General features: G+C 68.2%; 25 protein-coding genes. 21 read left to right on the forward strand and 4 right to left on the reverse strand.

Annotated features, from left to right (window positions below; genetic code table 11):
- Window positions 1-22 precede the first annotated feature (22 nt).
- Together ACIHAO_RS14925 and ACIHAO_RS14930 are read left to right on the forward strand one after the other, a co-directional pair.
- Window positions 23-1,027, forward strand: coding sequence for a hypothetical protein (locus tag ACIHAO_RS14925; RefSeq protein ID WP_396558026.1), 1,005 nt, complete (start codon window positions 23-25; stop codon window positions 1,025-1,027).
- A complete protein-coding gene (locus tag ACIHAO_RS14930; RefSeq protein WP_396558028.1) occupies window positions 1,024-1,944 on the forward strand; it encodes a MazG family protein in 921 nt (306 codons plus the stop codon). Before ACIHAO_RS14925 ends, ACIHAO_RS14930 begins: the two co-directional genes overlap by 4 nt.
- Here ACIHAO_RS14930 and ACIHAO_RS14935 read toward each other — a convergent pair.
- Window positions 1,941-2,855, reverse strand: coding sequence for an NADP-dependent oxidoreductase (locus tag ACIHAO_RS14935; protein ID WP_396558030.1), 915 nt, complete (start codon window positions 2,853-2,855; stop codon window positions 1,941-1,943). The genes ACIHAO_RS14930 and ACIHAO_RS14935 overlap by 4 nt on opposite strands.
- Before the next feature lie 67 nt (window positions 2,856-2,922).
- Between ACIHAO_RS14935 and ACIHAO_RS14940 the strand changes: the two genes are divergently transcribed.
- From ACIHAO_RS14940 to ACIHAO_RS14965, 6 genes are read left to right on the forward strand one after another with little or no spacing between them, the layout of a single operon-like run.
- Window positions 2,923-3,339, forward strand: a complete 417-nt coding sequence (locus ACIHAO_RS14940; RefSeq protein ID WP_396558032.1) for a winged helix-turn-helix transcriptional regulator — start codon at window positions 2,923-2,925, stop codon at window positions 3,337-3,339.
- Window positions 3,340-3,393: 54 nt separating this feature from the next.
- Window positions 3,394-3,936, forward strand: coding sequence for an RNA polymerase sigma factor (locus tag ACIHAO_RS14945; RefSeq protein WP_125782537.1), 543 nt, complete (start codon window positions 3,394-3,396; stop codon window positions 3,934-3,936).
- On the forward strand, window positions 3,933-4,748 hold the full coding sequence (locus tag ACIHAO_RS14950; protein WP_396558034.1) for a zf-HC2 domain-containing protein: 816 nt from the start codon (window positions 3,933-3,935) through the stop codon (window positions 4,746-4,748). Before ACIHAO_RS14945 ends, ACIHAO_RS14950 begins: the two co-directional genes overlap by 4 nt.
- Before the next feature lie 17 nt (window positions 4,749-4,765).
- Complete coding sequence (locus tag ACIHAO_RS14955; protein WP_396558036.1) at window positions 4,766-5,569, forward strand: ABC transporter ATP-binding protein; 804 nt, start codon at window positions 4,766-4,768, stop codon at window positions 5,567-5,569.
- Complete coding sequence (locus tag ACIHAO_RS14960; RefSeq protein ID WP_396558038.1) at window positions 5,566-6,939, forward strand: hypothetical protein; 1,374 nt, start codon at window positions 5,566-5,568, stop codon at window positions 6,937-6,939. The genes ACIHAO_RS14955 and ACIHAO_RS14960 overlap by 4 nt, the downstream gene beginning before the upstream one ends.
- 8 nt (window positions 6,940-6,947) lie before the next feature.
- Window positions 6,948-7,508 (forward strand): hypothetical protein, encoded by a 561-nt coding sequence (locus ACIHAO_RS14965; protein WP_396558040.1) that lies wholly within the window; start codon window positions 6,948-6,950, stop codon window positions 7,506-7,508.
- A 73-nt stretch (window positions 7,509-7,581) separates the two neighbouring features.
- Here the strand turns inward: ACIHAO_RS14965 and ACIHAO_RS14970 are convergent, their stop codons facing one another.
- Window positions 7,582-7,992, reverse strand: a complete 411-nt coding sequence (locus tag ACIHAO_RS14970) for a PPOX class F420-dependent oxidoreductase (protein WP_396558042.1) — start codon at window positions 7,990-7,992, stop codon at window positions 7,582-7,584.
- A 154-nt stretch (window positions 7,993-8,146) separates the two neighbouring features.
- On the opposite strand from ACIHAO_RS14970, the gene ACIHAO_RS14975 reads away from it, so the two are divergent.
- On the forward strand, window positions 8,147-8,854 hold the full coding sequence (locus ACIHAO_RS14975) for a murein transglycosylase (protein ID WP_396558044.1): 708 nt from the start codon (window positions 8,147-8,149) through the stop codon (window positions 8,852-8,854).
- Here ACIHAO_RS14975 and ACIHAO_RS14980 read toward each other — a convergent pair.
- A complete protein-coding gene (locus ACIHAO_RS14980; protein WP_396558046.1) occupies window positions 8,827-9,747 on the reverse strand; it encodes an NAD(P)/FAD-dependent oxidoreductase in 921 nt (306 codons plus the stop codon). The genes ACIHAO_RS14975 and ACIHAO_RS14980 overlap by 28 nt on opposite strands.
- Before the next feature lie 54 nt (window positions 9,748-9,801).
- On the opposite strand from ACIHAO_RS14980, the gene ACIHAO_RS14985 reads away from it, so the two are divergent.
- Entirely contained in the window at window positions 9,802-10,371 is a 570-nt protein-coding gene (locus tag ACIHAO_RS14985) for a helix-turn-helix domain-containing protein (RefSeq protein WP_396558048.1), read from the forward strand.
- 36 nt (window positions 10,372-10,407) lie between these two features.
- Here the strand turns inward: ACIHAO_RS14985 and ACIHAO_RS14990 are convergent, their stop codons facing one another.
- Complete coding sequence (locus ACIHAO_RS14990) at window positions 10,408-10,821, reverse strand: tetratricopeptide repeat protein (protein WP_125782553.1); 414 nt, start codon at window positions 10,819-10,821, stop codon at window positions 10,408-10,410.
- A gap of 72 nt (window positions 10,822-10,893) precedes the next feature.
- On the opposite strand from ACIHAO_RS14990, the gene ACIHAO_RS14995 reads away from it, so the two are divergent.
- The 11 genes from ACIHAO_RS14995 to ACIHAO_RS15045 all read left to right on the forward strand — a co-directional run bounded on the left by ACIHAO_RS14995 (window position 10,894) and on the right by ACIHAO_RS15045 (window position 22,065).
- Complete coding sequence (locus ACIHAO_RS14995; RefSeq protein WP_125791800.1) at window positions 10,894-11,382, forward strand: glyoxalase/bleomycin resistance/extradiol dioxygenase family protein; 489 nt, start codon at window positions 10,894-10,896, stop codon at window positions 11,380-11,382.
- A 104-nt stretch (window positions 11,383-11,486) separates the two neighbouring features.
- Window positions 11,487-12,773, forward strand: coding sequence for a phosphopyruvate hydratase (gene eno / locus ACIHAO_RS15000; RefSeq protein WP_396558051.1), 1,287 nt, complete (start codon window positions 11,487-11,489; stop codon window positions 12,771-12,773).
- Between the two features lie 192 nt (window positions 12,774-12,965).
- Window positions 12,966-13,328: a septum formation initiator family protein gene (locus tag ACIHAO_RS15005; RefSeq protein ID WP_396558264.1), complete on the forward strand. Its 363-nt coding sequence runs from the start codon at window positions 12,966-12,968 to the stop codon at window positions 13,326-13,328.
- 18 nt (window positions 13,329-13,346) lie between these two features.
- On the forward strand, window positions 13,347-13,862 hold the full coding sequence (locus ACIHAO_RS15010; protein ID WP_396558053.1) for a DUF501 domain-containing protein: 516 nt from the start codon (window positions 13,347-13,349) through the stop codon (window positions 13,860-13,862).
- 182 nt (window positions 13,863-14,044) lie between these two features.
- On the forward strand, window positions 14,045-15,241 hold the full coding sequence (locus tag ACIHAO_RS15015; protein ID WP_396558055.1) for a lytic transglycosylase domain-containing protein: 1,197 nt from the start codon (window positions 14,045-14,047) through the stop codon (window positions 15,239-15,241).
- A gap of 22 nt (window positions 15,242-15,263) precedes the next feature.
- A complete protein-coding gene (locus tag ACIHAO_RS15020) occupies window positions 15,264-16,217 on the forward strand; it encodes an exopolyphosphatase (protein WP_396558057.1) in 954 nt (317 codons plus the stop codon).
- A gap of 256 nt (window positions 16,218-16,473) precedes the next feature.
- Complete coding sequence (locus ACIHAO_RS15025; protein WP_396558059.1) at window positions 16,474-18,093, forward strand: ABC transporter substrate-binding protein; 1,620 nt, start codon at window positions 16,474-16,476, stop codon at window positions 18,091-18,093.
- Window positions 18,094-18,202: 109 nt separating this feature from the next.
- Window positions 18,203-19,129 (forward strand): ABC transporter permease, encoded by a 927-nt coding sequence (locus ACIHAO_RS15030; RefSeq protein ID WP_396558061.1) that lies wholly within the window; start codon window positions 18,203-18,205, stop codon window positions 19,127-19,129.
- Window positions 19,122-20,075, forward strand: coding sequence for an ABC transporter permease (locus tag ACIHAO_RS15035; RefSeq protein ID WP_125782564.1), 954 nt, complete (start codon window positions 19,122-19,124; stop codon window positions 20,073-20,075). Before ACIHAO_RS15030 ends, ACIHAO_RS15035 begins: the two co-directional genes overlap by 8 nt.
- A 6-nt stretch (window positions 20,076-20,081) precedes the next feature.
- The gene (locus ACIHAO_RS15040; protein WP_396558063.1) at window positions 20,082-21,074 is read left to right on the forward strand and encodes an ABC transporter ATP-binding protein; all 993 of its coding nucleotides are present in this window, start codon (window positions 20,082-20,084) and stop codon (window positions 21,072-21,074) included.
- Window positions 21,067-22,065: an ABC transporter ATP-binding protein gene (locus ACIHAO_RS15045; RefSeq protein ID WP_125782568.1), complete on the forward strand. Its 999-nt coding sequence runs from the start codon at window positions 21,067-21,069 to the stop codon at window positions 22,063-22,065. The genes ACIHAO_RS15040 and ACIHAO_RS15045 overlap by 8 nt, the downstream gene beginning before the upstream one ends.
- Window positions 22,066-22,091 lie beyond the last annotated feature (26 nt).

Consider the following 22,091-nt stretch of genomic DNA (forward strand, 5'->3'; position numbering starts at 1 on the left):
GTGTGAGAGGGTAGGCGCTGTGATGCGGATCATGGGGCGCCGTCGCGCGCTGGTCGGGGTTCTTGCCGGTTCTCTCCTTCTCGCCGGATGCAACGCCGGACCCGGGCAGGTCGGTACGGCGGTGATCGTCGGCGGCAAGACCGTTTCGGTGGATCGCGTGCAGCAGCTGATCGACAAGGCGGTTCGTGAGCACCCGTACGGGCAGCAGCTCGCCAAGGAGCACAAGCTCGACCTCGTCGGCCGCGAAATCGTCCGCCAGGAGATCCTGCACGACCTCACCGTGCGCGCCGGTCAGCGGGAAGGCATCGGGGTCGACGAGTCCCTCGTGGTGAACGCGTTGCAGAAGGATCCGCTGGCGAAGCCGATGGAGGCCAACCCGCAGGACGACCCCGAGCTCAGCGTCCAGCAGCTCGTGGCGAGGGTGCGGGACCACCGTGAATCCCTGGTCGACGCGGCGATCCAGACCCAGCTCGCGATGAAGTACCTGGACAAGCTCAGCGTCTCGTTCGATTTCAGCTCGGTCTCCTCGACCGACGCCACCGGTGCCGACGCGGACCAGTTGCGCGAACAGGCGATCGAGAAGGCCCGGCGCTTCGCCGCCTCGCCGAACGCGGCGGCCGAGCTGATCGCGCAGGACGAGCAGACGCCCGGTATGCAGGCGGGCACCGGACAGAAACTGCCGGCGATGCAGTCGCCCGCGACCGCGGCCACCGTCCTCTTCGGTCTCGAACCCAACACCGTCGCCGCGTTCAAGCCGACACCGCAGCAGCCGCTGTGGGTCGTCGTCGTGGTGCGTGAGCGGACCGCCGACAAGCCCGTCGCTTCGGATCAGGCCGCGCAGCCCAGCGCTCAGCAGCTGGCGAAGGTCGGTATCCGGCTCCTGCAGTCGTACCTCGACCAGGTCGACCTCAAGGTGAACCCGCGCTACGGCGTGTGGGATGTTGTCGGCATGGACCTCGCGCCCAACGAAGCTTCGAAGAAGGGCATCGTGCTGCCTGTGCACGGTGCCGCCCAGCAAAACCCGTGACCGCTGCCGTCGTCGTGATCGCCCGCGGGGCGACGCTGCCCGCCGCGGCACTCCCGATCTTGCGCAGCAGCGGTGCCGTGTACGCGGCTTCCGATGTCGATCCCGAGGTCTTCGGGGTACCGGCGCTCGGTGACACGCGGGTGCGCGACCTCGTGCTCATCGCCGGTTCGCGAAGGGAACCCACGGCAGCGGCGCTGATCGGGGCCGGTGCGCGGGTGATCGAAGCGCCCGTTCCGCCGCTGGTCGAGGCCGCCGACGTGATGGACCGCCTCCGCTCGCCGGGCGGATGCCCGTGGGACGCCGTCCAGACCCACGAGTCGCTGCGGCAGTACCTGGTCGAGGAAACCTACGAGCTGCTCGACGCGATCGAGGAGGGCGACCGGGCCGCCTTGCGCGAGGAACTCGGCGACGTCCTGCTTCAGGTGCTCTTCCACGCGCGCGTCGCGTTCGAAGACGCGGAAGATCCGTTCGGGATCGACGAGGTCGCTTCCGAACTGGTCGCGAAACTCGTCGGCCGTCATCCGCATGTCTTCGCCGACGCTCCCCGGGTCGAGACCGTCAGCGACCAGAACCTCAAGTGGGAGGAACTGAAACAGGCCGAGAAGAGCCGCCAGTCCATTGTGGACGGCGTCGCGCTCGGCCAGCCCGCCGTGGCGCTCGCCGGGAAACTCGGGCAGCGCAGCGGCCGTGCCGGGATCCCGCTCGACCTGTTCCCCGAAGGTTCCGAAGCGGCGGCCCAGTTGTTCCGGGTGGCCGCGACCGCGCGCCGGGCGGGGATCGATCCCGAAGGCGAGCTCCGTGCCGTGGCGAAGCGGTTCGCGCGCGACATCCGCGACGCCGAACAGGCCGCGCGCGACGCCGGTCTGGAACCGACGACGCTGGAGGCCGACGGCTGGCGCAAGTTCTGGCCCGGTTAGATCGTCAGCACGAGCTTGCCCTGGACGCGTCCGGATTCGCTCAGTTCGTGCGCCTTCGCCGCCTGTTCGAGCGGGAGGACGTCGGCGATCGAGGCCCGCACTGAACCGGCGTCGGCCAAAACGGCGATTTCGGCCAGATCCGCACCGGACGCGGAAACGTAGAACTCGGTGAAACGGAGACCGAGTTCCTCGGCCTTCCGCCGGACCACTGTCCGGTCCGGGCCGTGCCCGACGATGTCGATCAGCGAACCTCCCGGTTTGAGCGTGTTGAGGGATCGAGGACCGTAGTCGCCGGAGATCGGGTCCAGCACGACGTCGACGGCCGGCGATTTCGCGAAATCGCCGGCCGTGTAGTCGATCAGCTCGTCCGCGCCGAGACTTCGGAGGAAGTCGTGCTTGGCCTCGCGCGCCGTGCCGATGACGTACGCGCCCCGCGCCTTCGCGATCTGGACGGCGAGATGACCGACTCCGCCCGCCGCGGCGTGGACGAGTACCCGGTGCTCCGGCCCGACCGGGAAGAGCCGGGTGAACGGCTGCCACGCGGTCAGCGCCGCGATCGGGAGTGCGGCCGCTTCGACGTGATCGAGACTTTTCGGTTTCGGCGCGAGAGCGTCCTCGCTGACCGCGATGTACTCGGCGTACGAGCCGTTCGGCGGGAACATGACGCCGTAGACCTCGTCTCCCGGCCGGAACCGTGTCCCACCCGAATCGACCACTCCCGAGAAATCGAGCCCCACGGTCAAGGGCAGTCGGCCGACGACCAGTCCTTTCCTGATCTTCCAATCCGCCGGATTCACTCCGGCGGCATGGACGCGCACCAGGACCTGGCCCTCGCCTGGAACAGGCTTTTCCGATTCGGTGAGGTGGAGGACTTCGGGCCCGCCGAAGGAGACTTGCTGGATCTTTCGCATGGAAACGAGCATGTCGGGGCCCGGTACCCGTTGTGAAGTAGGCACCCTCCTGATATCTAGGTACCTCATGGGTACCTTCGATGAGCGGCGGATATTCGAAGAATGGGTGGCGGTGCACGGTCGTGACTGCCCGTCCAGGACGGTCATCGAGGTGCTCGCGAACAAGTGGGCCCTCTATGTCCTCGGTGCGATCCGGCGCTATGAGCGGCCGATGCGGTTCAGCGAACTTCGTCGTTTGCTCGACGGCATCACCCAGAAGATGCTGACCCAGACACTCCGCTCTCTGGAGCGGGACGGGCTGGTCCGGCGGGACGTCTATCCCACCGTTCCGCCGCGGGTCGAGTACGGGCTCACCGCGCTCGGTGTCGATGTCGGCAGGCTGACGAACGCCGTCGCCGAATGGGCCGTCGACAACGTCGACCAGATCTTCGCCGCCCGCTCCGCTTTCGACGAGAAAGCCTCCGAAGCCGCACGGCCGCTGTGATGCGGAACACAATCGAGTGAGAACCGTCTCGACGGTCTCCGCGTCTTGCCGGGTGTGAAGGGAACGGAACCGGACGAAGAGCAGCTCGTCCGCCGCACGGCCAAAGGTGACCGTGCGGCGTTCGAGGAGCTCTACCGCCGCACGTCGCCGTGGCTGGCCGTGCGCCTGCGCCGTCGCTGCGCCGACGAGCAGATCGTCGCCGAGGTGATGCAGGAGACCTACCTCGCGGTCTGGCGCGCGGCGGGGGCGTTCGCCGGTTCCGCCGTCGGCGGGAGTGCCGTCGGCTGGCTGTGGACGATCGCCGCGCGGCGGCTGGTCGACGCCTTCCGCCGCCGGGCGAAATACGCGCAGCCGCTGCCGGTCGCCGAAGCGGCCGTCGCGCCCGCCGCCGAGGACGAGGCGCTGGCCGGTGCGGTCGGCGACCACGTCGGCGACGCGCTGCGCCGGCTCGCTCCCGAACTACGCCAGGTCCTGCAGGCCATGGTGCTCGACGGACTGACCGTCCGCGAGACCGCGGTCCTGCTCGGCCTGCCGGAAGGAACCGTCAAAACCCGCGCCAGGCGGGCTCGGATCGCGATGCGGGAGGCGCTGTCGTGAACAAGGAACACGTGTCCGAACAGCTCCTCGCCGGTTACGTCCGCGGGGACGACGGCTTGGCCGGTGACGAGGTCTGGGCGGTCGAAGCCCATCTCGAATCCTGTGCGGAATGCCGGGGGAGGCTGTCCGCGGTCAGCATGCCGGCGGTGTCGGCGCTGGTGGACGACGTCTGGGCCGGATTGGATCCGAAACTCGCCGAAACGGGGCCCGGGCCGATGCGAAGCCGGTGGGCCGGACGGCTGCACACCTGGGTGACGCCGGTGATGCTGCCGTGGCTGGCGATGATCGTCCTGATCCCGGCATTGGGCTTCCTGCTGGACTGGGCCGGGTTCACCGGAACCGAGGGGTACTCGTTCGTCCAGCTCTTCTCGCCGCTGCTGCCGGTGCTCGGGGTCGCGGTGTCGTGGTCCAAGGGACTCGATCCCGCCTACGAACTCGTCACTTCCACACCGAGGGCCGGGCTGTACCTGCTGCTGCGCCGGACGACGGCGGTCCTCGCCGTCGTCTTGCCGATACAGGCCCTCTCGGGCTGGCTCGGCGGCGACGGATTCGGGCTCGGTCTCCTGCCGAGCCTGGCCTTCACCACCGGGACGCTCGCGCTCGGCGGTGTCATCGGGGTGGTGCGGGCGGCTTACGTCCTGGCCGGGATCTGGGCGGCGGTGATCTTGGCGCCCGCGGTGGCTTCACAGGGGCGTGCCACCGCGCTCGAACCCCGGCTGCTCCCGGTGTGGGGCGCGATCTTCGCGCTGACCGCGGTCGTGGTGATGCTCCGGCGGAGCGTCTTCGGCCTGCTCACCGGATCCGAACGATGAACGAAGGGGAGAACATGATGCGTGCTGTCGGGGCCGCGGAGGTCGCGCCGACGACCTACGCGTGGCAGATCAAGGCGGAGGGACTGAAGGTCCGGGTCGGCAAACGCAAGTTCGCCGTGAACGGGCTCGACCTGGAACTCGGCACGGGGGTGCACGGTCTGCTCGGCCCGAACGGGGCGGGGAAGACCACGCTGATCCGGGCACTGGCGACGGTGCTCCGGCCGGCGGAGGGAGGGCTGGCGCTGCTCGGTGAATCCGTCGGGGGACTCACCGATCAGCGCCGCCTACGCCGCCGTATCGGCTACCTGCCGCAGAATTTCGGTTTCTACAAACGCTTCACCGTCCGCGAGTTCGTCGAGTACATCGCGTGGCTGAAGGAAATGGCGAAGGAAGACATCCCGGGGGCGGTGCAGCGGTCGATCGAACGGGTCGGTCTCGCCGATCGCGCCGACGACCGGATGAAGACGTTGTCCGGCGGCATGGTGCGGCGGGTCGGGATCGCGCAGGCGATCGTGAACGATCCGGACGTCCTCCTGCTGGACGAGCCGACCGCCGGACTCGACCCCGCGCAGCGCGTGCGGTTCCGGGACCTCCTTCAGGAAATCGGCCGTGAGGCCTGCGTGGTCGTCTCGACGCATCTCGTCGAGGACGTCGCGACGGCCTGCACCGACGTCGTCCTGTTCGAAAACGGGAAACTCGTCTTCCAGGGGACGCCGGACGAACTGGCCGCGGCCGGGAGCGAGGAGCACGTCGGAGACAGCCCGATCGAGCGCGGCTACTCGGCGCTGCTGGGGCACGAGCCGGGGCGGGGGAACTGGTGAACATCCGTGTCCTGTGGACCGAAATCCGCCGTTCCATCGCCCCATGGGCGACGCTCGCCATTCTCGTCGTCGCGTTCGGATTCCTGTATTCGTTCAGCGGGCCGTGGTCGAAGGCGCCGCTCGCCTGGGACGAGAACTGGGTGCCCGCCGCGGAGTGGAGCCGCTTCCTGCTGGTCTTCCTGTGGCCGATCGCGATCGGCGCCGGGGCCATCCAGGGCATGCGGGACCGCCGGTCCGGAATGGCCGAACTGCTCACCACGATGCCGCGGCCAGGCTGGCACCGGGCCGCGAAACTCGCCGGTGCGCTGGGTGGCCTGCTGGCGCTGGGCTATCTGCTGATCTTCGCCGTCGGTGCCGTCCAAGTGATCTTCAGTGGCGCGTTCTTCACCTTCGGCTGGCTGCCGCTCGTCGTGGTCGGTGCGCTCGCGATGCTCGCGGGGGCCTGGATCGGGCTGGGGATCGGCCGGTTGCTGCCGCATCCGCTGACCGCGCCCGCGGTGGCCGTCGCCGCTCTCGTGACCGTGCTCGTGGTGCAGATCGGCGGGTCACAGGGCAGCGTGCTCGTGGGCGCTGTCCCGGCCCGGACCTACTCGCTCTCTCCCGCGATGGACGTCACCAACGATCCGTTCATCACCACCGCGAGCCGGGTGGATCTCGGACAGGGGGTCTGGCTCGCCGGGCTGGCCGCGACCGGATTCCTCCTGCTGGCGTCCCGCTCCAAGCGGTCGAAGGCGCTCTCCGTCGTTCCCGCGCTGGTGGCGCTCGCGGTCGCGATGCCCCTCCTTCCCGCGACCTACGCCGAGGCCAAGACCGTCGACCCTCGCGCGACGGTGATGGTCTGCGACGGCCCGGTCTGTGTTCCTCGCATGCTCGAACCCGACCTCGCCCGTATCGCGGGGCCTGGCAAAGAAGCGTTGCGGCTCTTGGGAACACTGCCGGACGCACCGGTCAGGGTCACGGCCTTGAACCGGCGGGTGGCTTCCGAAGAGGTGCCGCCGCGTGCCGCCGACACCGTCCTGGTCGACCTGCTGGAATGGTCCTTCCGCTCGATCAAGAATCCGGACGACCTGACGCGGGCACTGGTCGCCGGCGCCGGGACGCCGACCTGTTACACCATCTACGGCGCCGACAGGGCCTTTTTGGACGAACTCACCGCGCGGTCGATCACGTCGAGCTGGTTCCTCGGTGAGTGGAAGATGCTCGAGGGTTCCTGGTTGAGCGAAGAGAAGAAGAACGAGGTCCTCCGCGATTGGGAGACCTTCCGGGCCTTGCCGCCCGACGTGCAGCGCACGCGGATCATCGCGCAGCGGCAGGCGGGCCTGACCTGCCAGGGCAACCAGCTCGACGTCCTCCTCGGCGGCGCCCGATGAGGTGGGCGGTGCTGTACGCGCGCTCGCGTGCCATGCCCGCGTCGTTCGCGGCGCTGGCGGTGAGCATGGCGGTGATCTGGTTCCTGGCGCGGGACCGCTGGTCGGAGATCCCGGTTTCCCTGGCACTCGCGGTGGCGGTCGCGGTGACGGCCACCGGGCTGAGCGGGCAGGACGTCGATCTCGACCGGACCGCCGCGATCCGGTGGCTTCCCCGTCGCGGTCTGCATCTGCTGCTGATCGGCGGCCTCGGCGTCGGAGCCGTGCTCCTGCCGCGGCTGTGGGAGGCGGAGCGGGTGCCGATGGAGATCATCGTGCGGAACACGGCCGGGCTGCTCGGTCTCGCCGGACTCGCCGCGGTGCTGTTCGGCGGGGCCTTCGGGTGGACGTTGCCGCTGCTCGCGTTCGTGGTCGCTTTCGTGAACATGATGACGTCGTCGGATACGGGCACCGTGAACCTGGTGGTGACCTGGCTGTTCCAACCCGCCGATGTGGCCGCCGCCCTGTGGACCGCTGTGGTGTTCGCCGTCGTGGGCTTCGGTGGCTACGCGGTCTACGGCGCCCGTCGCTGACTTCGCCGAAGTGTCCTGAAAGGGTCGTTCCTGACGAAATTCGTCAGGAACGACCCTTTCAAGACGTCCCCGGTCAGACGTTTCGGTTGTGCGGGACGAGATCGAGCGGGTCGTGGTCCGGGTCGTCGACGCCGAGGCTGATGATCCGCGAGGGGTGGAGCCGGATCACCGCGCCGTCGAGGTGGCCGTCGGGGGTGTTGGCGCCGGTCAGCGCCTCGGCCCGGCCGCGGATCTCGAGGCAGCGGATCCTCGGCGGATCCTGCGACGGCATGTCGTCCACCACGAACGCGGCCTGCCCGTTGGCGGCCACGTTCCGGAACTTCTTGCTCTTCGCCAGTTCGTAGCCGCTGATGTCGATCGTCCGGGTCTCGGTGTTGTAGGTGTAGCCGACTGGGCTGACTTGCAGCGTGCCGTCCGGCTGCGCCGTCGCCAGCCGTCCGAGTCCCTGGGTGGCGAGGTAGTCGAGTTCCGCTTCACTGAACATGTGATCCAGTGTGTGACCTCCACTTAACTTGAGGTCAAGCGCGCGGTGGACGGTATCTTCGCGACAGCCGGAATCGCCGATCCGCTTTACCGTCGGTCGGCTTCGTAAGCCGAATGGGTCATCGCCCGGCAGTGTGGCGAAGTAACCTGACCGGGTGGCCGAAACCACCCAGTCGAGCACCGACGCCCCGGAGCACCCTGCGCGCCCTCTGCCGCCGTACGTCCCCAGGCTCGCGTTCGCGGGCGGGCTCGTGCTCACGGGCGTGGTGCTGATCATGACCGTCGGCGTGCACCGGCCGGGCGGGGAGGAACCGCCCCCGCCGTCGCAGCCCCAGCCCGCGCTCGCGGTCCCCGACCAGAAACCTGAGCCGGGGGCGGCGACGCCGCGTGCCGGGCTCGCCGCGCCGCCCGACCGGCCCACCGTTTCCGACGCGGCCGAACTCGAGACCTGGGCGAAACGGGTGGCGGCGAAGACCCGGCTGTCCGAAACCGAGCTGTCCGCCTACGGCCGCGCCGAGATGTGGCTTCGGCGGCAGAAGCCGGGTTGTCACCTCTCGTGGGCGACGCTCGCGGGCATCTCCCAGGTCGAGGCGGCGCGGGACAGGCCCGGCGCGATCGCGCTCCCGCCCGACGTCTGGGCCAAACACGGCGCCCGGGCCAGGAGCGACGGCAAACAGCCGGATCCGAAGGACCTCGACGACGCCGCCTTCGCCACCTCCCGGTTCCTGTGCGCGGACGGCGACGACGTCGCCACCCCGGTCGGCTGGTGGAAGGCGATGCGGACGTTCAACCCGGCCGTGCCCTACGCCCAGGAAGTCTTCAGCGCGGCCGACGCCTACGCGGACGCCAGCGTCGCGCCCTGATCCTCGAGCACCAGGTCGAAGTTGAGCGCCGACGCCATCCGGTAGGCGTCGCCCGCCGCGACGACCAGCTGCGCCATCGGATCGACGACGTTCCCCGCCGCCCAGACCCCGTCCACGTTCGTGCGGCCCTGCGCGTCCACCGCGATCGAGCCGCTTTCGGTGCGCGCGCAGCCGATCTGGGCGAGAAGCCGGTCGTGCGGGACGAACTTCGGGCCGACGAACACGACATCGCGTTCGACGAACTCGCCGTCGACGAGCCGGACGCCGGTCAGCCGGTCGTTCTCGACGGCCAGCTCGGACACCTTCCCGTCGACGATCCGGATACCCAGCCCGGTCAGCTTCGCCCGGTCTTCGGCCGAGATCTGCTGTGTATGGGTGAAGAAGGTCAGGTCCTTGCTCCACTGCCAGACGATCAGGGCCTGGTGGACCGATTTCCCGGAGGTCGCGAGCACGCCGAAGCGCTGATCGCGCACTTCCCAGCCGTGGCAGTACGGGCAGTGCAGCACGTCGGCGCCGAATCGCTCCGCGACGCCGGGGACGTCCGGCAGTTCGTCGGCCAGCCCGGTGGTCACCACGATGCGGCGACCGCTGACGACCCGGCCGCTCGCCAGTTCCACCGCCTTGTCGTGCCGCAACCGGTGGACGACGTCGTCGACGATCTCGACGCCGTAGCCGCGCACCTCCTCACGGCCTATCTCCAGCAGTTCTTTGGGTGGAATGCCGTCCCTGGTCAGGAAACCGTGCGCGTGCGCGGCGGGCGCGTTGCGCGGGGTTCCACCGTCGATCACGACGACCTTGCGCCGCGCCCTGCCCAGGACCAGCGCCGCGCTGAGGCCCGCGACGCCGCCACCGATGATCACCACGTCGTAGTCGTTGTTCATGCTCCCGAGCATCCGGACTTCTTCGAAAGTTGGCAAAGTTCATTGCCGATTTGGCAAACTGGGGGCATGGAGGACATCGAACGGCGGCTCGCCGAGGTCGGCCCGAAGCTCAAGCAGCTTCGCAAGGAACGCGGCACCACCCTTTCCGCGCTTTCGGAGGCGACGGGGATCTCCGCCAGTACGCTCTCGCGGCTCGAATCGGGCACCCGGAAGGCCACGCTGGAGCTGCTGCTCACGCTGTCGGCGGCACATCAGGTCCCGCTCGACGAACTGGTCGGCGAGCCCGAACCGGCGGATCCCCGCGTCCGGATGAAAGCGCAGAAGTTCGGCAGGTTCACCGCCTGGTCGCTGACCGCGCAACCGGGTCAGCCGCAGGCGTTCAAACTGCTGATCCCGGTCGAGGACATCGAACCGGTGCAGCGGACACACGAGGGCTACGAGTGGATGTACGTCCTCAGTGGACGGTTGCGGGCGGTGCTCGGCGACCGTGACTTCACGATGGGGCCCGGCGAGGCCGCGGAGTTCGACACGCGGGTGCCGCACTGGTTCGGCAGCGCGGGGCCTGGGCCGGTGGAGCTGCTGGTGCTGTTCGGCAAACAGGGCGAGCGGGCCCACCTGCGGGCCAGGTCGAAGTGAGAGCAAAGGTCCCTTGCTCCCGCGGCGGCGAGCAGGTCAGTCGCGCAACGCGATCCGCGCGCTGACTTCGCTGATCGCTTCCAGGTACTCCGGGATCGGATGCATCGCCGACGCGATCCGCATCTGCGCGAGCGCCTCGGTCAACCGGCCGAGGCGCTGGAGGGTCCGCCCGAGCACGAACCGGGCGTAATGATCGGTGGGGTCCAGTTCCAGCACCCGGGTGAAGGCACGTTCGGCCCGGCGCAGTTGTGCGGAGTGGAAGTACGCGCGGCCTGCCAGCAACTGGACACTCGGTTTGTCGGTTTCCTCTTCGAGCAGGGGTTCGAGGGCTTTGAGGGCGTCGAGCGGCCTGCGGCTTTCGACCAGTGCCTCCGCCTGTCGGAAGGCACGGAACCGCGACTCGCCGGACGGGTCCTGACCGGGTTCTGGGGCGGGTTCGGCATCCATCATGGTCCGCTCCATGATACGCGGGGGCAGGGCCGTTCACGAGGCGCTGAAACGGTCATGGTGGACTGTCCTGCCATGAGCAGTGCCGAAGCGGATAGGCCCGAAACCGAGCCCGGCTACCTCGGGCTCGCGCCGTACCTTTACTACGCCGACGCGACCGAGGCGGTCGCGTGGCTGGTCAGAGTGTTCGGGTTCACCGAGGAAGTGCGCTTCGCCGACGCCTCCGGAGAGGTGTTCCAGGCCACGCTGTGCGCCGGCCCGGCCAAGATCCAGCTGGCCGGCGTCGGTCCCGAGTACTGGCAGGCGAAGGGCGTCGACGGCCCGGTCGGACAGCTGAACATCGTGTACGTCCCCGACGCCGACGCGCAGTACGAGCGCGTCCGCGCCGCGCTGGGCGACGACGCCGACATCGACGCGCCCCAGGATCAGCCCTACGGCGCCCGGGTGTTCACCGTCTCCGACATCGGGGGCAACAGCTGGACCTTCTGGCAGCAGTTCTCCGACACCGTCGAGCTTCCGTCCGGTTGGCGGGAAGTTCGCGCAGGTGAACCAACCGACTCGTAGGTCTGGTCGGCGCGCATTGTGGCGCGTGCCTCCAACGGGTGAACTGCGGTGACGGCTAGGCTGGGCGCGGTCACCGCAGGCACAACCCACATGAGGAGCATGGCGTGGCGCTCATCGAGCAGGTAGGCGCTCGCGAGATTCTGGACTCGCGAGGCAACCCGACGGTCGAAGTGGAGGTGGCTCTCGACGACGGCACGCTGGCGCGGGCCGCGGTCCCCTCGGGTGCGTCCACCGGCGAACACGAAGCCGTCGAGCTGCGTGACGGCGACACCGGCCGGTACAACGGCAAGGGTGTCGAGCGCGCGGTCGCGGCCGTCCTGGACGAGATCGGCCCCGACCTGGTCGGCACCGACGCCGTCGACCAGCGCATCGTCGACCAGAAGCTGGTCGATCTCGACGGCACCCCGGACAAGGGCCGCCTCGGCGCGAACGCCATCCTCGGCGTTTCGCTCGCCGTCGCGAAGGCCGCCGCCGATTCGGCCGAACTGGAACTGTTCCGCTACCTCGGCGGGCCGAACGCGCACGTGCTGCCGGTGCCGATGCTGAACATCCTCAACGGTGGCGCGCACGCCGACACCGATGTCGACATCCAGGAATTCATGATCGCGCCGATCGGCGCCGAGTCGTTCCGCGAGGCCCTGCGCTGGGGCACCGAGGTCTACCACTCGCTGAAGTCGGTCCTGAAGGGCCGCGGCCTGGCGACCGGCCTCGGCGACGAAGGCGGCTTCGCGCCCAGCCTGAAGAACAACCGCGAGGCGCTCGACCTGATCCTTCAGGCGATCGAGAAGGCCGGATACGCCCCGGGCCGCGACGTCGCGCTCGCGCTCGACGTCGCCGCGACGGAGTTCTACTCCGACGGCGCGTACACCTTCGAAGGCGCGAAGAAGAGCGCCGAGCAGATGTCGGCCTACTACGCCGAACTGCTGCGCGACTACCCGCTCGTGTCCATCGAGGACCCGCTGAGCGAGGACGACTGGGACGGCTGGGTCCAGCTGACCGCCGAGGTCGGCGAGAAGGTCCAGATCGTCGGCGACGACCTGTTCGTCACCAACCCGGACCGCCTCGAAGAGGGCATCACCCGCCGAGCCGCCAACGCGCTGCTGGTGAAGGTCAACCAGATCGGCACGCTGTCGGAGACCCTCGACGCGATCTCGCTGGCCACCTCGTACGGCTACAAGTCGATGATGAGCCACCGGTCCGGCGAGACCGAGGACACCTTCATCGCCGACCTGGCCGTCGCGACCGGTGTCGGCCAGATCAAGACCGGCGCCCCGGCGCGCGGCGAGCGGATCGCCAAGTACAACCAGCTGCTCCGCATCGAGGAGACCCTCGCCGACGCGGCCCGCTACGCCGGCGACCTCGCGTTCCCGCGGTTCAGCCCGGAGGGGTAATCAGCCATGGCGGACCGGGGGAGGGCGCGGACGACCCGTCGTAGCAGCGGGCGCGCGGGCGGCGGTGGCTCCAGCAGGGGCCGCCGTCCGGAGAGTGCCCGCCGCACGACGACGACGGAGGTCCGCGCCCGAACCCGGCTGCGCCGCAGCCTGGCGGCGAAACGGGCATCGGGTGCCGCGAAGGTGCTCGGCATGTCCACCACCCGCCGGGCCGCGGTGGTGGCGATCGTGGTGTGCGCGCTCGCGTTCACCATCGCCGTCCCGCTGCGCACGTACCTCAGCCAGAAGTCCGAGGTGAACGAGCAGCAGCAGTTGCAGTCCGAACTGCAGAGAAGCGTCACCCAGCTGGAAGGCCGCAAGGCCGAGCTGAGCGATCCCGCGCAGATCGAGGCGGAGGCGCGGAAGCGGTTCGGTTTCGTGAAGCCCGGGGAGACGCCGTACATCGTGCAGCTCCCCGAGGACAAGCCGCCCGAACCGGGACAGCCGCAAGGTCAGCAGCCGGTGCCCGCGGGCTCCTGGTACGAGAAGCTGTGGGATCAGGTCGCGGGCGGCTGAAGCTCTCCGTTTAGCCTTATGGGCGTGAACAGCACGGAAAAGTCTTCCTTCGAGCCTGTGACCGACGCCGACCGCGAGATCATCGCGGACCAGCTCGGCCGGGCACCCCGTGCGCTGCGCGCCGTCGCCGCGCGCTGCCCGAGCGGCCACCCGTCGGTCGTGCAGACCAGTCCCCGCCTCGACGACGGCACCCCGTTCCCCACGCTCTACTACTTGACCTGCCCGAAGCTGACTTCGATGGTGGGCACGCTCGAGGCGTCCGGGCTGATGAAGGAGATGACCGACCGGCTCGCGGAGGACCCCGAGCTGGCGGCCACCTACCAGCGGACCCACGAGAGCTACCTCGCCGAACGCGACGCCATCGACCCGCTCGGCCACGAGGTCAGCGCGGGCGGGATGCCCGGACGCGTCAAATGCCTGCACGTCCACCTGGCGCACACGCTCGCCGTCGGCCCCGGTGTGAACCCGTTCGGCGACGAAACCCTCGCGCTGCTCAAAGCCAACGGATGGCCGTCGGGCGACTGCCAGGGGTAACACCGACCCCTGGTGCACAGATAGTTCCTCCAGGTGGGTTAATTCACCCGATGTCGACCAACTGGTCTTCCCCTATGGGGTGAAACCGGTCACCGTATGCGGCAGGCTGGGCACGGTCGGGGTTGACGGGGTGGGCAAGTACCGGATCGCCGGATCGCGATCCGCCGGGAGGGTTCTGAGGTATGCGCGTGAGGCACGTGCCAGGCGCGGTGACCGGTGCTGTATCCGTGGGCTCTCGCCTGAGACACGTACCTCGAGCCGTCCGGAGACTCTGTCTCCGGCACCGCACGATCGCCGCGGTGACCGGAGGTGTCCTCGCCATCGTCCCGGCCTGCGCCGCGGTCATCGGTGCCGGCAGCTGGGCCGCGACGGCGAGCACGGTTCATTCCGACAACGTCGCCCTCGTCGGCGGCTATGACCCGAAGAACCCGCTCGTCCAGCAGATCGGTGTCGACGGCAGCCTGCCGAACGCCCCGACCCCGCTCCCGCTCCCCGCGGACGAACTCCCCAGCGGACCGCTCGGCATCCCGGTCACCGCGCTCGCCGCGTACCGCAACGCCGCCGACATCCTCATCGCCGAACAGCCCACCTGTCACATCGACTGGGCTTTGATCGCGAGTATCGGCCGCATCGAGTCCAACCACGCGCGCGGCGGCTACGTCGACGCGAAGGGCAACACCCTCGAACCCATCCTCGGCCCGCAGCTCAACGGCGCCGGACCGTTCGCGGCCATCCCGGACACCGACGGCGGCAAATTCGACGGTGACACGGTCTGGGACCGTGCCGTCGGCCCGACGCAGTTCATCCCGTCGACGTGGAAGGGCTACGCCTCCGACGGCAACGGCGACGGCGAGTCCAACCCGAACAACATCTTCGACGCGGCGCTGGGCACCGGGCGGTACCTGTGCTCCGGCGGGCTCGATCTGTCCAAACCGGACCAGTTGCGCGCGGCCGTCTTCCGCTACAACAACTCCGACACCTACGTGAACACCGTGCTGATCTGGGCCGAGGCCTACCGCACGGGTGTGCTGCCGACGCCGGACAGCAGGGTGCCCATCGGCGCCCCCAACGCCGGTGCCGCCCCGCCGCCCGCGTCGGTGCCGCCGCCTCCGGTGCCGTCGACGCCACCCGGTTCGGTGACGCCGCCGCCGTCGAGTTCGCTGTCGCCGACGAATTCGAGTTCTTCGTCATCGAAATCGTCGTCAAGCTCGAAGCCACCGCAATGCCCGACGGTCACCGTGACGGAGACGGCCTCGACCACGAGCACCAGCCCGACGACCACGAGTTCGACCACGCCTCCGCCGTCGAGCTGTACTTCGCCGACGACGACCACAACGACAACGACGCCGACGGAAACCAGCGGTACCAAGTCCCCCTGATCGCATTGACTACTCTGGCGGCATGCCTCGTGTTGCCGCGATCGACTGTGGGACCAACTCCATCCGCCTGCTCGTCGCCGAGCTGACCCCCCGTCACGACGGGACGGTCGACCTGCGCGACCTGCACCGCGAGATGCGGATCGTCCGCCTCGGCCAGGGGGTGGACGCCACCGGCAGGCTGGCCCCCGAGGCGCTCGAGCGCACCCGCAAGGCGCTGGCCGACTACACGATCGCCGCGCGCCGCAAGGGCGTCGAGAAGGTCCGCATGGTCGCGACGTCGGCGACTCGTGACGCGAGCAACCGCGACGAGTTCTTCGCGATGACGCGCGAGGTGCTCGGCACCGAGGCCGAAGTCATCAGCGGGGACGAAGAGGCGCGGCTGTCCTTCACCGGCGCCGTCGGCGAGCAGGATCCCGACGACGGCCCGTTCGTGGTGGTCGACGTGGGCGGCGGCTCGACCGAACTCGTGGTCGGGACCTGGGACGGCCGCCAGGCCGAGGTCATCGCGGCCAAGTCGGTCGACATCGGCTGTGTGCGGATCACCGAACGCGCGCTGAAGTCCGATCCGCCGACAGCGGCCGAGATCGCCGAAGCCCGCGATCTGGCCGCCAAGGTCCTCACCGAGGCCTTCGACGTCGTGGACGTGTCCACCGCCAAGACGTGGATCGGTGTCGCCGGGACGGTCACGACCTTGACGGCCGTGGCGCAGGGCCTGCCGGAGTACGACTCCGAGCGCACCCATCTCTCGAAGCTCTCCCACGCGGACATCGACCGTGTCGCGCGGTCGCTTCTCACGGCCGACCACGCGACCCGCGCGGCGAACCCGGTGATCCACCCGGGCCGGGTCGATGTGATCGGCGGCGGTTCGGTGATCGTGCAGGTGCTGGCCGAGCAGTTCGCCACGCGCGGTGGTCCCCGCGAGTTGGTGATCTCCGAGCACGACATCCTCGACGGGATCGCGCTCTCGTTGGCCTGAGGGCCGGGTTTTCTCTTACGTGAAGCCATTTCTTTAGGTGATCAAGCGGTGACCTCCAGTCCGGATTAGACCATTCGGCGCAGCGTTGTTCCTACCAACGTTGTGCTCTGACCGGGTGGTCCGGAAGACCGTCACACATTTGCAACACCAACGCACTGTGATCGGCTTCACCTGTCCCATAGCGTCGTCTCACCTTCTGGGCGGTAGGGCGCGACCAGCGCCCGCCGACAATCCGACGACGAGAGTTGGAGGGGACATGCGGGCTTCACGCGGGTTCTGGGGAGCGACGGCGGTGGTGGCCACGGCGGCCCTGCTGCTGACGGCCTGTGGGGGTGGTGGGTCCGGTGAGAACAAGGGATCCGGTGCCGCTGACGCCAACGCGGCGGTTTCGGTCTACGGCACCGAGCCGGAGAACTCGCTGATTCCCGCCAACACCAACGAGCTCGGTGGGTCCAAGGCCCTCAAGCCGGTCTTCTCGGCGCTGGTCGGCTACAAATCCGACACCGCCGAGCCGTACAACCTGATGGCCGAATCGATCACCACGACCGATTCGAAGGTCTTCGACATCAAGATCAAAAAGGGCTGGAAGTTCCACGACGGGACCGAGGTCAAGGCCAAGAACTTCGTCGACGCCTGGAACTACAGCGCGAACGGCAAGAACGGCATGCAGAACGCGTCGTTCTTCGAGCAGATCCAGGGCTACGACGAGATCAGCGCCAAAGAGCCCGCCGTCAAGGAGATGTCCGGGCTCAAGGTCGTGAACGACTACGAGTTCCAGGCCACCCTCAAGGGCCCGTTCTCCGTGTTCTCCACCAAGATCGGCTACCTCGCCTTCGCGCCGTTGCCGGACAAGTTCTTCGCCGACCCGGAGGCGTTCGCCAAGGCCCCGATCGGAAACGGGCCGCTGAAGTTCGTTTCGCGCACGCCCAACCAGAACATGAAGCTCACGCGGTTCGACGAGTACCAGGGCGAGGACAAGGTCAAGTTCAAGGACCTCGAAGTCCGCATCTACACCAGCCAGGAGACCGCGTACCAGGATCTGCTGAGCAACCGCCTCGACTTCATGGAGGCGCTCCCGCCCGCGGCGAAGGCCGGTGGCAAGTACAAGACCGACCTCGGTGAGCGTCTGGTCGAAGGGAAGCTGCTCGGCATCAGCGCGCTCGCGCTCCCGTACTACGTGCCCGGCTACAACAACCTGGACCTGCGCAAGGCGATCTCGCTGGCCATCGACCGCGAGCAGATCGTCAAGACCGTCATGAACGACACCTACGCGCCCGCCGATGGCTACGTCTCCCGCGGTATCGAGGGCTACCGGCCCGGTGTCTGCGGCGAGTTCTGCAAGTTCGACCCGGTGAAGGCCAAGGAGTTCTTCGCGAAGTCCGGTTTCACCGGCAAGCTGACCATCGCGTCGAACGCCGACGGTGGCCGTAAGGAACCGCTGGTCGCGGCGTGCAACAGCATCAAGAACGCGCTCGGCGTCGAATGCGACTTCGTGCCGGCGACCGACTTCGGGCAGTGGCGCAGCATCGTGAACAACCGCCAGCTCACCGGCATGGGCCGCTCCGACTGGTCCGCCGACTACCCGTCGATCGAGAACTACCTGAACCCGCGCTACAAGAGCACCGGTTCGTCGAACGACTCCACCTACAACAACCCGGCCGTCGACGCGCTGCTGACCCAGGCTGACCAGACCGCCGACAAGGCGGCCGCGATCAAGCTGTACCAGCAGGCCGAGGACCTGATCGCGAAGGATCTCCCGCAGATCCCCGTATGGGAAGAGAAGGGTGTCGGCGGCAAGTCGAACCGCCTCAAGACCGTGAAGCTCGACTTCGGTCGTCTCGCGGACTACGCGTCCATCGAGGTCGCGGCGAAGTAATCGCGTGGTTGTGCGGTCGTGAGCGGCGATTCGGGTTCTTGGCCGAATCGCCACTCACGGCCCGCCGGACCGACAGCTCCCACCACGCGATCCCCAGGACGGCACGCCCATGTCCCAGTACATCCTCCGACGCCTACTCCAACTCATCCCGGTCTTCTTCGGCACGACGTTCCTCATCTACGCCCTCGTGTGGGCGGTACCCGGCGACCCGTTCGCCGGCAAATGCGGTCAGGTCACCTGCCCGCCCGCCTACATCGAGATGATGACCGCGAAGTTCAACCTCGACGATTCGATCTTCGTCCAGTACTTCAAATACCTCGGCAACCTGTTCACCGGCGACTGGGGCGAGACCTTCAACGGTGTCTCGGTCGGCGAGCTGATCGGGAACGCCTATCCGGTGACCGTCCGCCTCGCCCTCATCGCGGTGGCCATCGAAGCGATCATCGGCCTGTCCGCCGGTATCCTGACCGGCCTGCGAGGCAAGGGTTTCCTCGACAACCTCGTGCTGATGTCCACCACGTTCCTGATCTCGATCCCGGTGTTCGTCACCGCGATCGTGCTCCAGATCGTCCTCGGTTCGGAATGGGGCATCATCGACGCGAGCGTCTCCGAGGACGCCACGATCGGCGAACTGATCGTGCCGGGTATTGCGCTCGGCAGCCTTTCCATGGCCTACATCGCCCGATTGACCAGGGCGAGCATCGCCGAAAACCGGCACGCCGACTACGTCCGCACGGCCATCGCGAAAGGGCAGCCGCGCAGCCGCGTCGTCGGCGTGCACCTGCTCCGGAACTCGGTGATCCCGGTGCTGACCTTCATCGGCACCGACATCGGCGCGCTCATGGGCGGGGCCATCGTCACCGAAGGCGTGTTCAACATCAACGGCATCGGCGGGCTCATCTTCCGCGGTATCCAGAACCGGGAGGGCGCCACCGTCACCGGCGTCGTCGTCCTGCTGGTGATGGTGTACCTGCTGGTGAGTCTCATCGTCGACCTGCTCTACGCCGTTCTCGACCCGAGGATCCGTTATGACTGACCCCAATGTGGCGGGCGGCGTGTCCTCTGTGGACGTCGCCGGCGCCGGAGTCGCCGACGATTCCGCGGTGGCGCACAAACCACGCAGCCTCGGCGGCGACGCCTGGCGGATGCTGCGCAAACGGCCGTCGTTCGTCATCTCCGCCGTCATCATCGTGCTCGTCGTGCTCATCGCGATCGCGCCCGACCTGTTCAGTTCCCGGCCCGCCGGCTTCAGCGATCTGCTCCACGCCAACGAAGGACCGTCCGCGGACGCCTGGTTCGGTTACGACAACCAGGGTTACGACGTCTACGCGCGGACCATCCACGGCGCGCGGGCATCGCTGCTGGTCGGCGTCTTCGCCACGGTGCTGACCATCCTGATCGGCTCGGTGGTCGGGATCGTCGCCGGGTACTACGGCCGCCTCGTCGACAGCCTGTTCTCTCGGGTGGGCGACATCTTCGCGGCACTGCCGTTCGTGCTCGGCGCGATCGTCATCCTGACCACCTTCAACGCACCCGGCTCGAATCCCGGCGCGGTCACCATCATCGTGCAGGTGGTGGTTTCGATCGCCGCGCTGAGCTGGCCGGTGGCGATGCGCATCATGCGGTCGGCGACGCTGGTGGCCAAGCAACTCGACTACGTCAAGGCCGCGCGCGGACTCGGCGCGAGCACGCCGCGCATCGTGTTCCGGCATCTGCTGCCCAACACGGTCGCGCCGGTGCTCGTCTACGGGACCATCGCGCTCGGCGCGTTCATCGGCGCGGAAGCGACGCTGGCGTACCTCGGTGTCGGCGTGCGGCCGCCGGTCGTCTCGTGGGGCGTGATGATCAGCGACGCGCGGGACTACTTCCGGGTGAATCCGCACATGCTGTTGTTCCCCGCCGGATTCGTCACCATGACCGTGCTCGCCTTCGTCATGCTCGGTGACGGGATCCGCGACGCGCTCGACCCGAAGGCCCGGTGAGCGGCTGTGACCGACGAATTGCTGCTAGAGGTGGAAGACCTCCACGTCGAGTTCCGCACGTCCGACGGTGTCGCGACCGTGCTCAACGGCGTCGACTACTCCGTGCACGCCGGGGAAACCCTTGCCGTGCTGGGAGAATCGGGTTCCGGCAAGAGCGTGACCGCGCAGACGGTGATGGGCATCCTCGACAGCCCGCCCGCCGTCGTCACCGGAGGCGCCGTCCGCTACCGCGGCGAGGATCTGCTCACGGCCACGGAAGAACGGCGGCGTGAAGTCCGGGGCGGCGAGATCGCGATGATCTTCCAGGACGCGCTTTCGGCGCTGAATCCCGTCTTCACCGTGGGATTCCAGATCGAGGAACAGCTGCGGGTCCGGCTCGGGATGTCCAAAAAGGACGCACGCAAACGGGCGATCGAACTGCTCGACACCGTGCGCATCCCCGCCGCCGCCAGCCGGGTCCGCGAGTACCCGCACCAGTTCTCCGGCGGGATGCGGCAACGCGCGATGATCGCCATGTCGCTCGCGCTCGACCCCGATCTGCTGATCGCGGACGAGCCGACGACCGCGCTCGACGTCACCGTGCAGGCCCAGATCATGGACCTGCTGGCGGAAATCCAGGCCGAACGGCGGATGGGGCTGATCCTCATCACGCACGACCTCGCGGTGGTCGCCGAGGTCGCCGACCGGATCGCCGTGATGTACGCCGGCCGGATCGTCGAACAGGCCGACGTCGCCGACCTGTTCCGCTCGCCGGGGCACCCCTACACCGAGGCGCTGATGGCCTCGCTGCCGCGGCTCGACCTCAAAGGACAGACGCTGGAGACCATCAAGGGACTGCCGCCGAGCCTGCTGAACGTCCCGCCCGGCTGCCCGTTCCATCCGCGATGCCCGCGGGCGGAGAGCCGGTGCGAGACCGAACGGCCGGCCCTGCACAACCTCGGCTTCGGCCGGGTCAGCGCCTGCCACTTCGCCGACGAGGTGGTGAGCGGCCGTGTCTGAACCCATTCTGCGGGTCGAGAACCTGGTGAAGTACTTCCCGGTGCGGGCCGGGATCCTCTTCAAACGCACCATCGGGCAGGTGAAGGCCGTCGACGGCGTCTCCTTCGACCTCATGCCAGGGGAAACGCTGGGCGTCGTCGGCGAATCCGGCTGCGGCAAGTCCACGCTGGCCCAGGTGCTGATGCGGCTGGAGGAACCCACGGGCGGCCTCGCGACCTTCGAGGGCCGCGACATCTTCGCGTTGCGGGGAGCCGAACTCCGGAAGTTGCGGCGTGAGATCCAGATCGTGCTGCAGGATCCGTACACGTCGCTGAATCCGAGGATGACGGTCGGCGACATCATCGGTGAACCCTTCGAGATCCACACCGAGGTGGCGCCGAAGGGCTCGCGGGCCGCGAAGGTGCGGGAGTTGCTCGACGTCGTCGGGCTGAATCCCGAGCACATCAACCGGTATCCGCACCAGTTCTCCGGCGGGCAGCGTCAGCGCATCGGGATCGCGCGGGCGCTGGCGTTGCGGCCGAAAGTGATCATCTGCGACGAGCCGGTTTCCGCGCTGGACGTTTCGATCCAGGCGCAGGTGATGAACCTGCTCGGTGAACTGCAGAAGGAATTCGGCCTTTCGTATGTGTTCATCGCACACGACCTGTCCGTTGTCCGTCACCTTTCCACGCGGGTCGCGGTGATGTATCTCGGCAAGATCGTGGAAATGGGGACCGAAGAGGAGATCTACGAGCATCCGTCGCATCCCTACACGCAGGCGTTGCTGTCCGCGGTGCCGGTCGCGGATCCGGCGTTGCGCGGGCAGCGGCAGGTGATCCGCCTGGAAGGCGACGTGCCGAGCCCGCTGGATCCGCCGTCGGGCTGCCGGTTCCGCACGCGGTGCTGGAAGGCGCAGGACATTTGCGCGGATCAGGTACCCGAATTGATCACGCGGTCCGGCGGGCATTTGTCGGCCTGCCATTTCGCGGAGGAGAAAACGGTCGTCCCCTGACTTTCGTAGGGACTTCGTTGATAAGA

This window comes from Amycolatopsis sp. NPDC052450, assembly GCF_044547565.1.
GTDB lineage: Bacteria > Actinomycetota > Actinomycetes > Mycobacteriales > Pseudonocardiaceae > Amycolatopsis.

Excerpts from the sequence above, each read along its gene's own strand:
- ACIHAO_RS14925 (WP_396558026.1), top strand. The coding sequence starts at position 23 with ATGCGGATCATGGGGCGCCGTCGCGCGCTGGTCGGGGTTCTTGCCGGT.
- ACIHAO_RS14935 (WP_396558030.1), bottom strand. The coding sequence starts at position 2,855 with ATGCGAAAGATCCAGCAAGTCTCCTTCGGCGGGCCCGAAGTCCTCCAC.
- ACIHAO_RS14940 (WP_396558032.1), top strand. The coding sequence starts at position 2,923 with ATGGGTACCTTCGATGAGCGGCGGATATTCGAAGAATGGGTGGCGGTG.
- ACIHAO_RS14955 (WP_396558036.1), top strand. The coding sequence starts at position 4,766 with ATGCGTGCTGTCGGGGCCGCGGAGGTCGCGCCGACGACCTACGCGTGG.
- ACIHAO_RS14970 (WP_396558042.1), bottom strand. The coding sequence starts at position 7,992 with ATGTTCAGTGAAGCGGAACTCGACTACCTCGCCACCCAGGGACTCGGA.
- ACIHAO_RS14980 (WP_396558046.1), bottom strand. The coding sequence starts at position 9,747 with ATGCTCGGGAGCATGAACAACGACTACGACGTGGTGATCATCGGTGGC.
- ACIHAO_RS14985 (WP_396558048.1), top strand. The coding sequence starts at position 9,802 with ATGGAGGACATCGAACGGCGGCTCGCCGAGGTCGGCCCGAAGCTCAAG.
- ACIHAO_RS14990 (WP_125782553.1), bottom strand. The coding sequence starts at position 10,821 with ATGATGGATGCCGAACCCGCCCCAGAACCCGGTCAGGACCCGTCCGGC.
- ACIHAO_RS14995 (WP_125791800.1), top strand. The coding sequence starts at position 10,894 with ATGAGCAGTGCCGAAGCGGATAGGCCCGAAACCGAGCCCGGCTACCTC.
- ACIHAO_RS15005 (WP_396558264.1), top strand. The coding sequence starts at position 12,966 with ATGTCCACCACCCGCCGGGCCGCGGTGGTGGCGATCGTGGTGTGCGCG.
- ACIHAO_RS15010 (WP_396558053.1), top strand. The coding sequence starts at position 13,347 with ATGGGCGTGAACAGCACGGAAAAGTCTTCCTTCGAGCCTGTGACCGAC.
- ACIHAO_RS15015 (WP_396558055.1), top strand. The coding sequence starts at position 14,045 with ATGCGCGTGAGGCACGTGCCAGGCGCGGTGACCGGTGCTGTATCCGTG.
- ACIHAO_RS15020 (WP_396558057.1), top strand. The coding sequence starts at position 15,264 with ATGCCTCGTGTTGCCGCGATCGACTGTGGGACCAACTCCATCCGCCTG.
- ACIHAO_RS15025 (WP_396558059.1), top strand. The coding sequence starts at position 16,474 with ATGCGGGCTTCACGCGGGTTCTGGGGAGCGACGGCGGTGGTGGCCACG.
- ACIHAO_RS15030 (WP_396558061.1), top strand. The coding sequence starts at position 18,203 with ATGTCCCAGTACATCCTCCGACGCCTACTCCAACTCATCCCGGTCTTC.
- ACIHAO_RS15035 (WP_125782564.1), top strand. The coding sequence starts at position 19,122 with ATGACTGACCCCAATGTGGCGGGCGGCGTGTCCTCTGTGGACGTCGCC.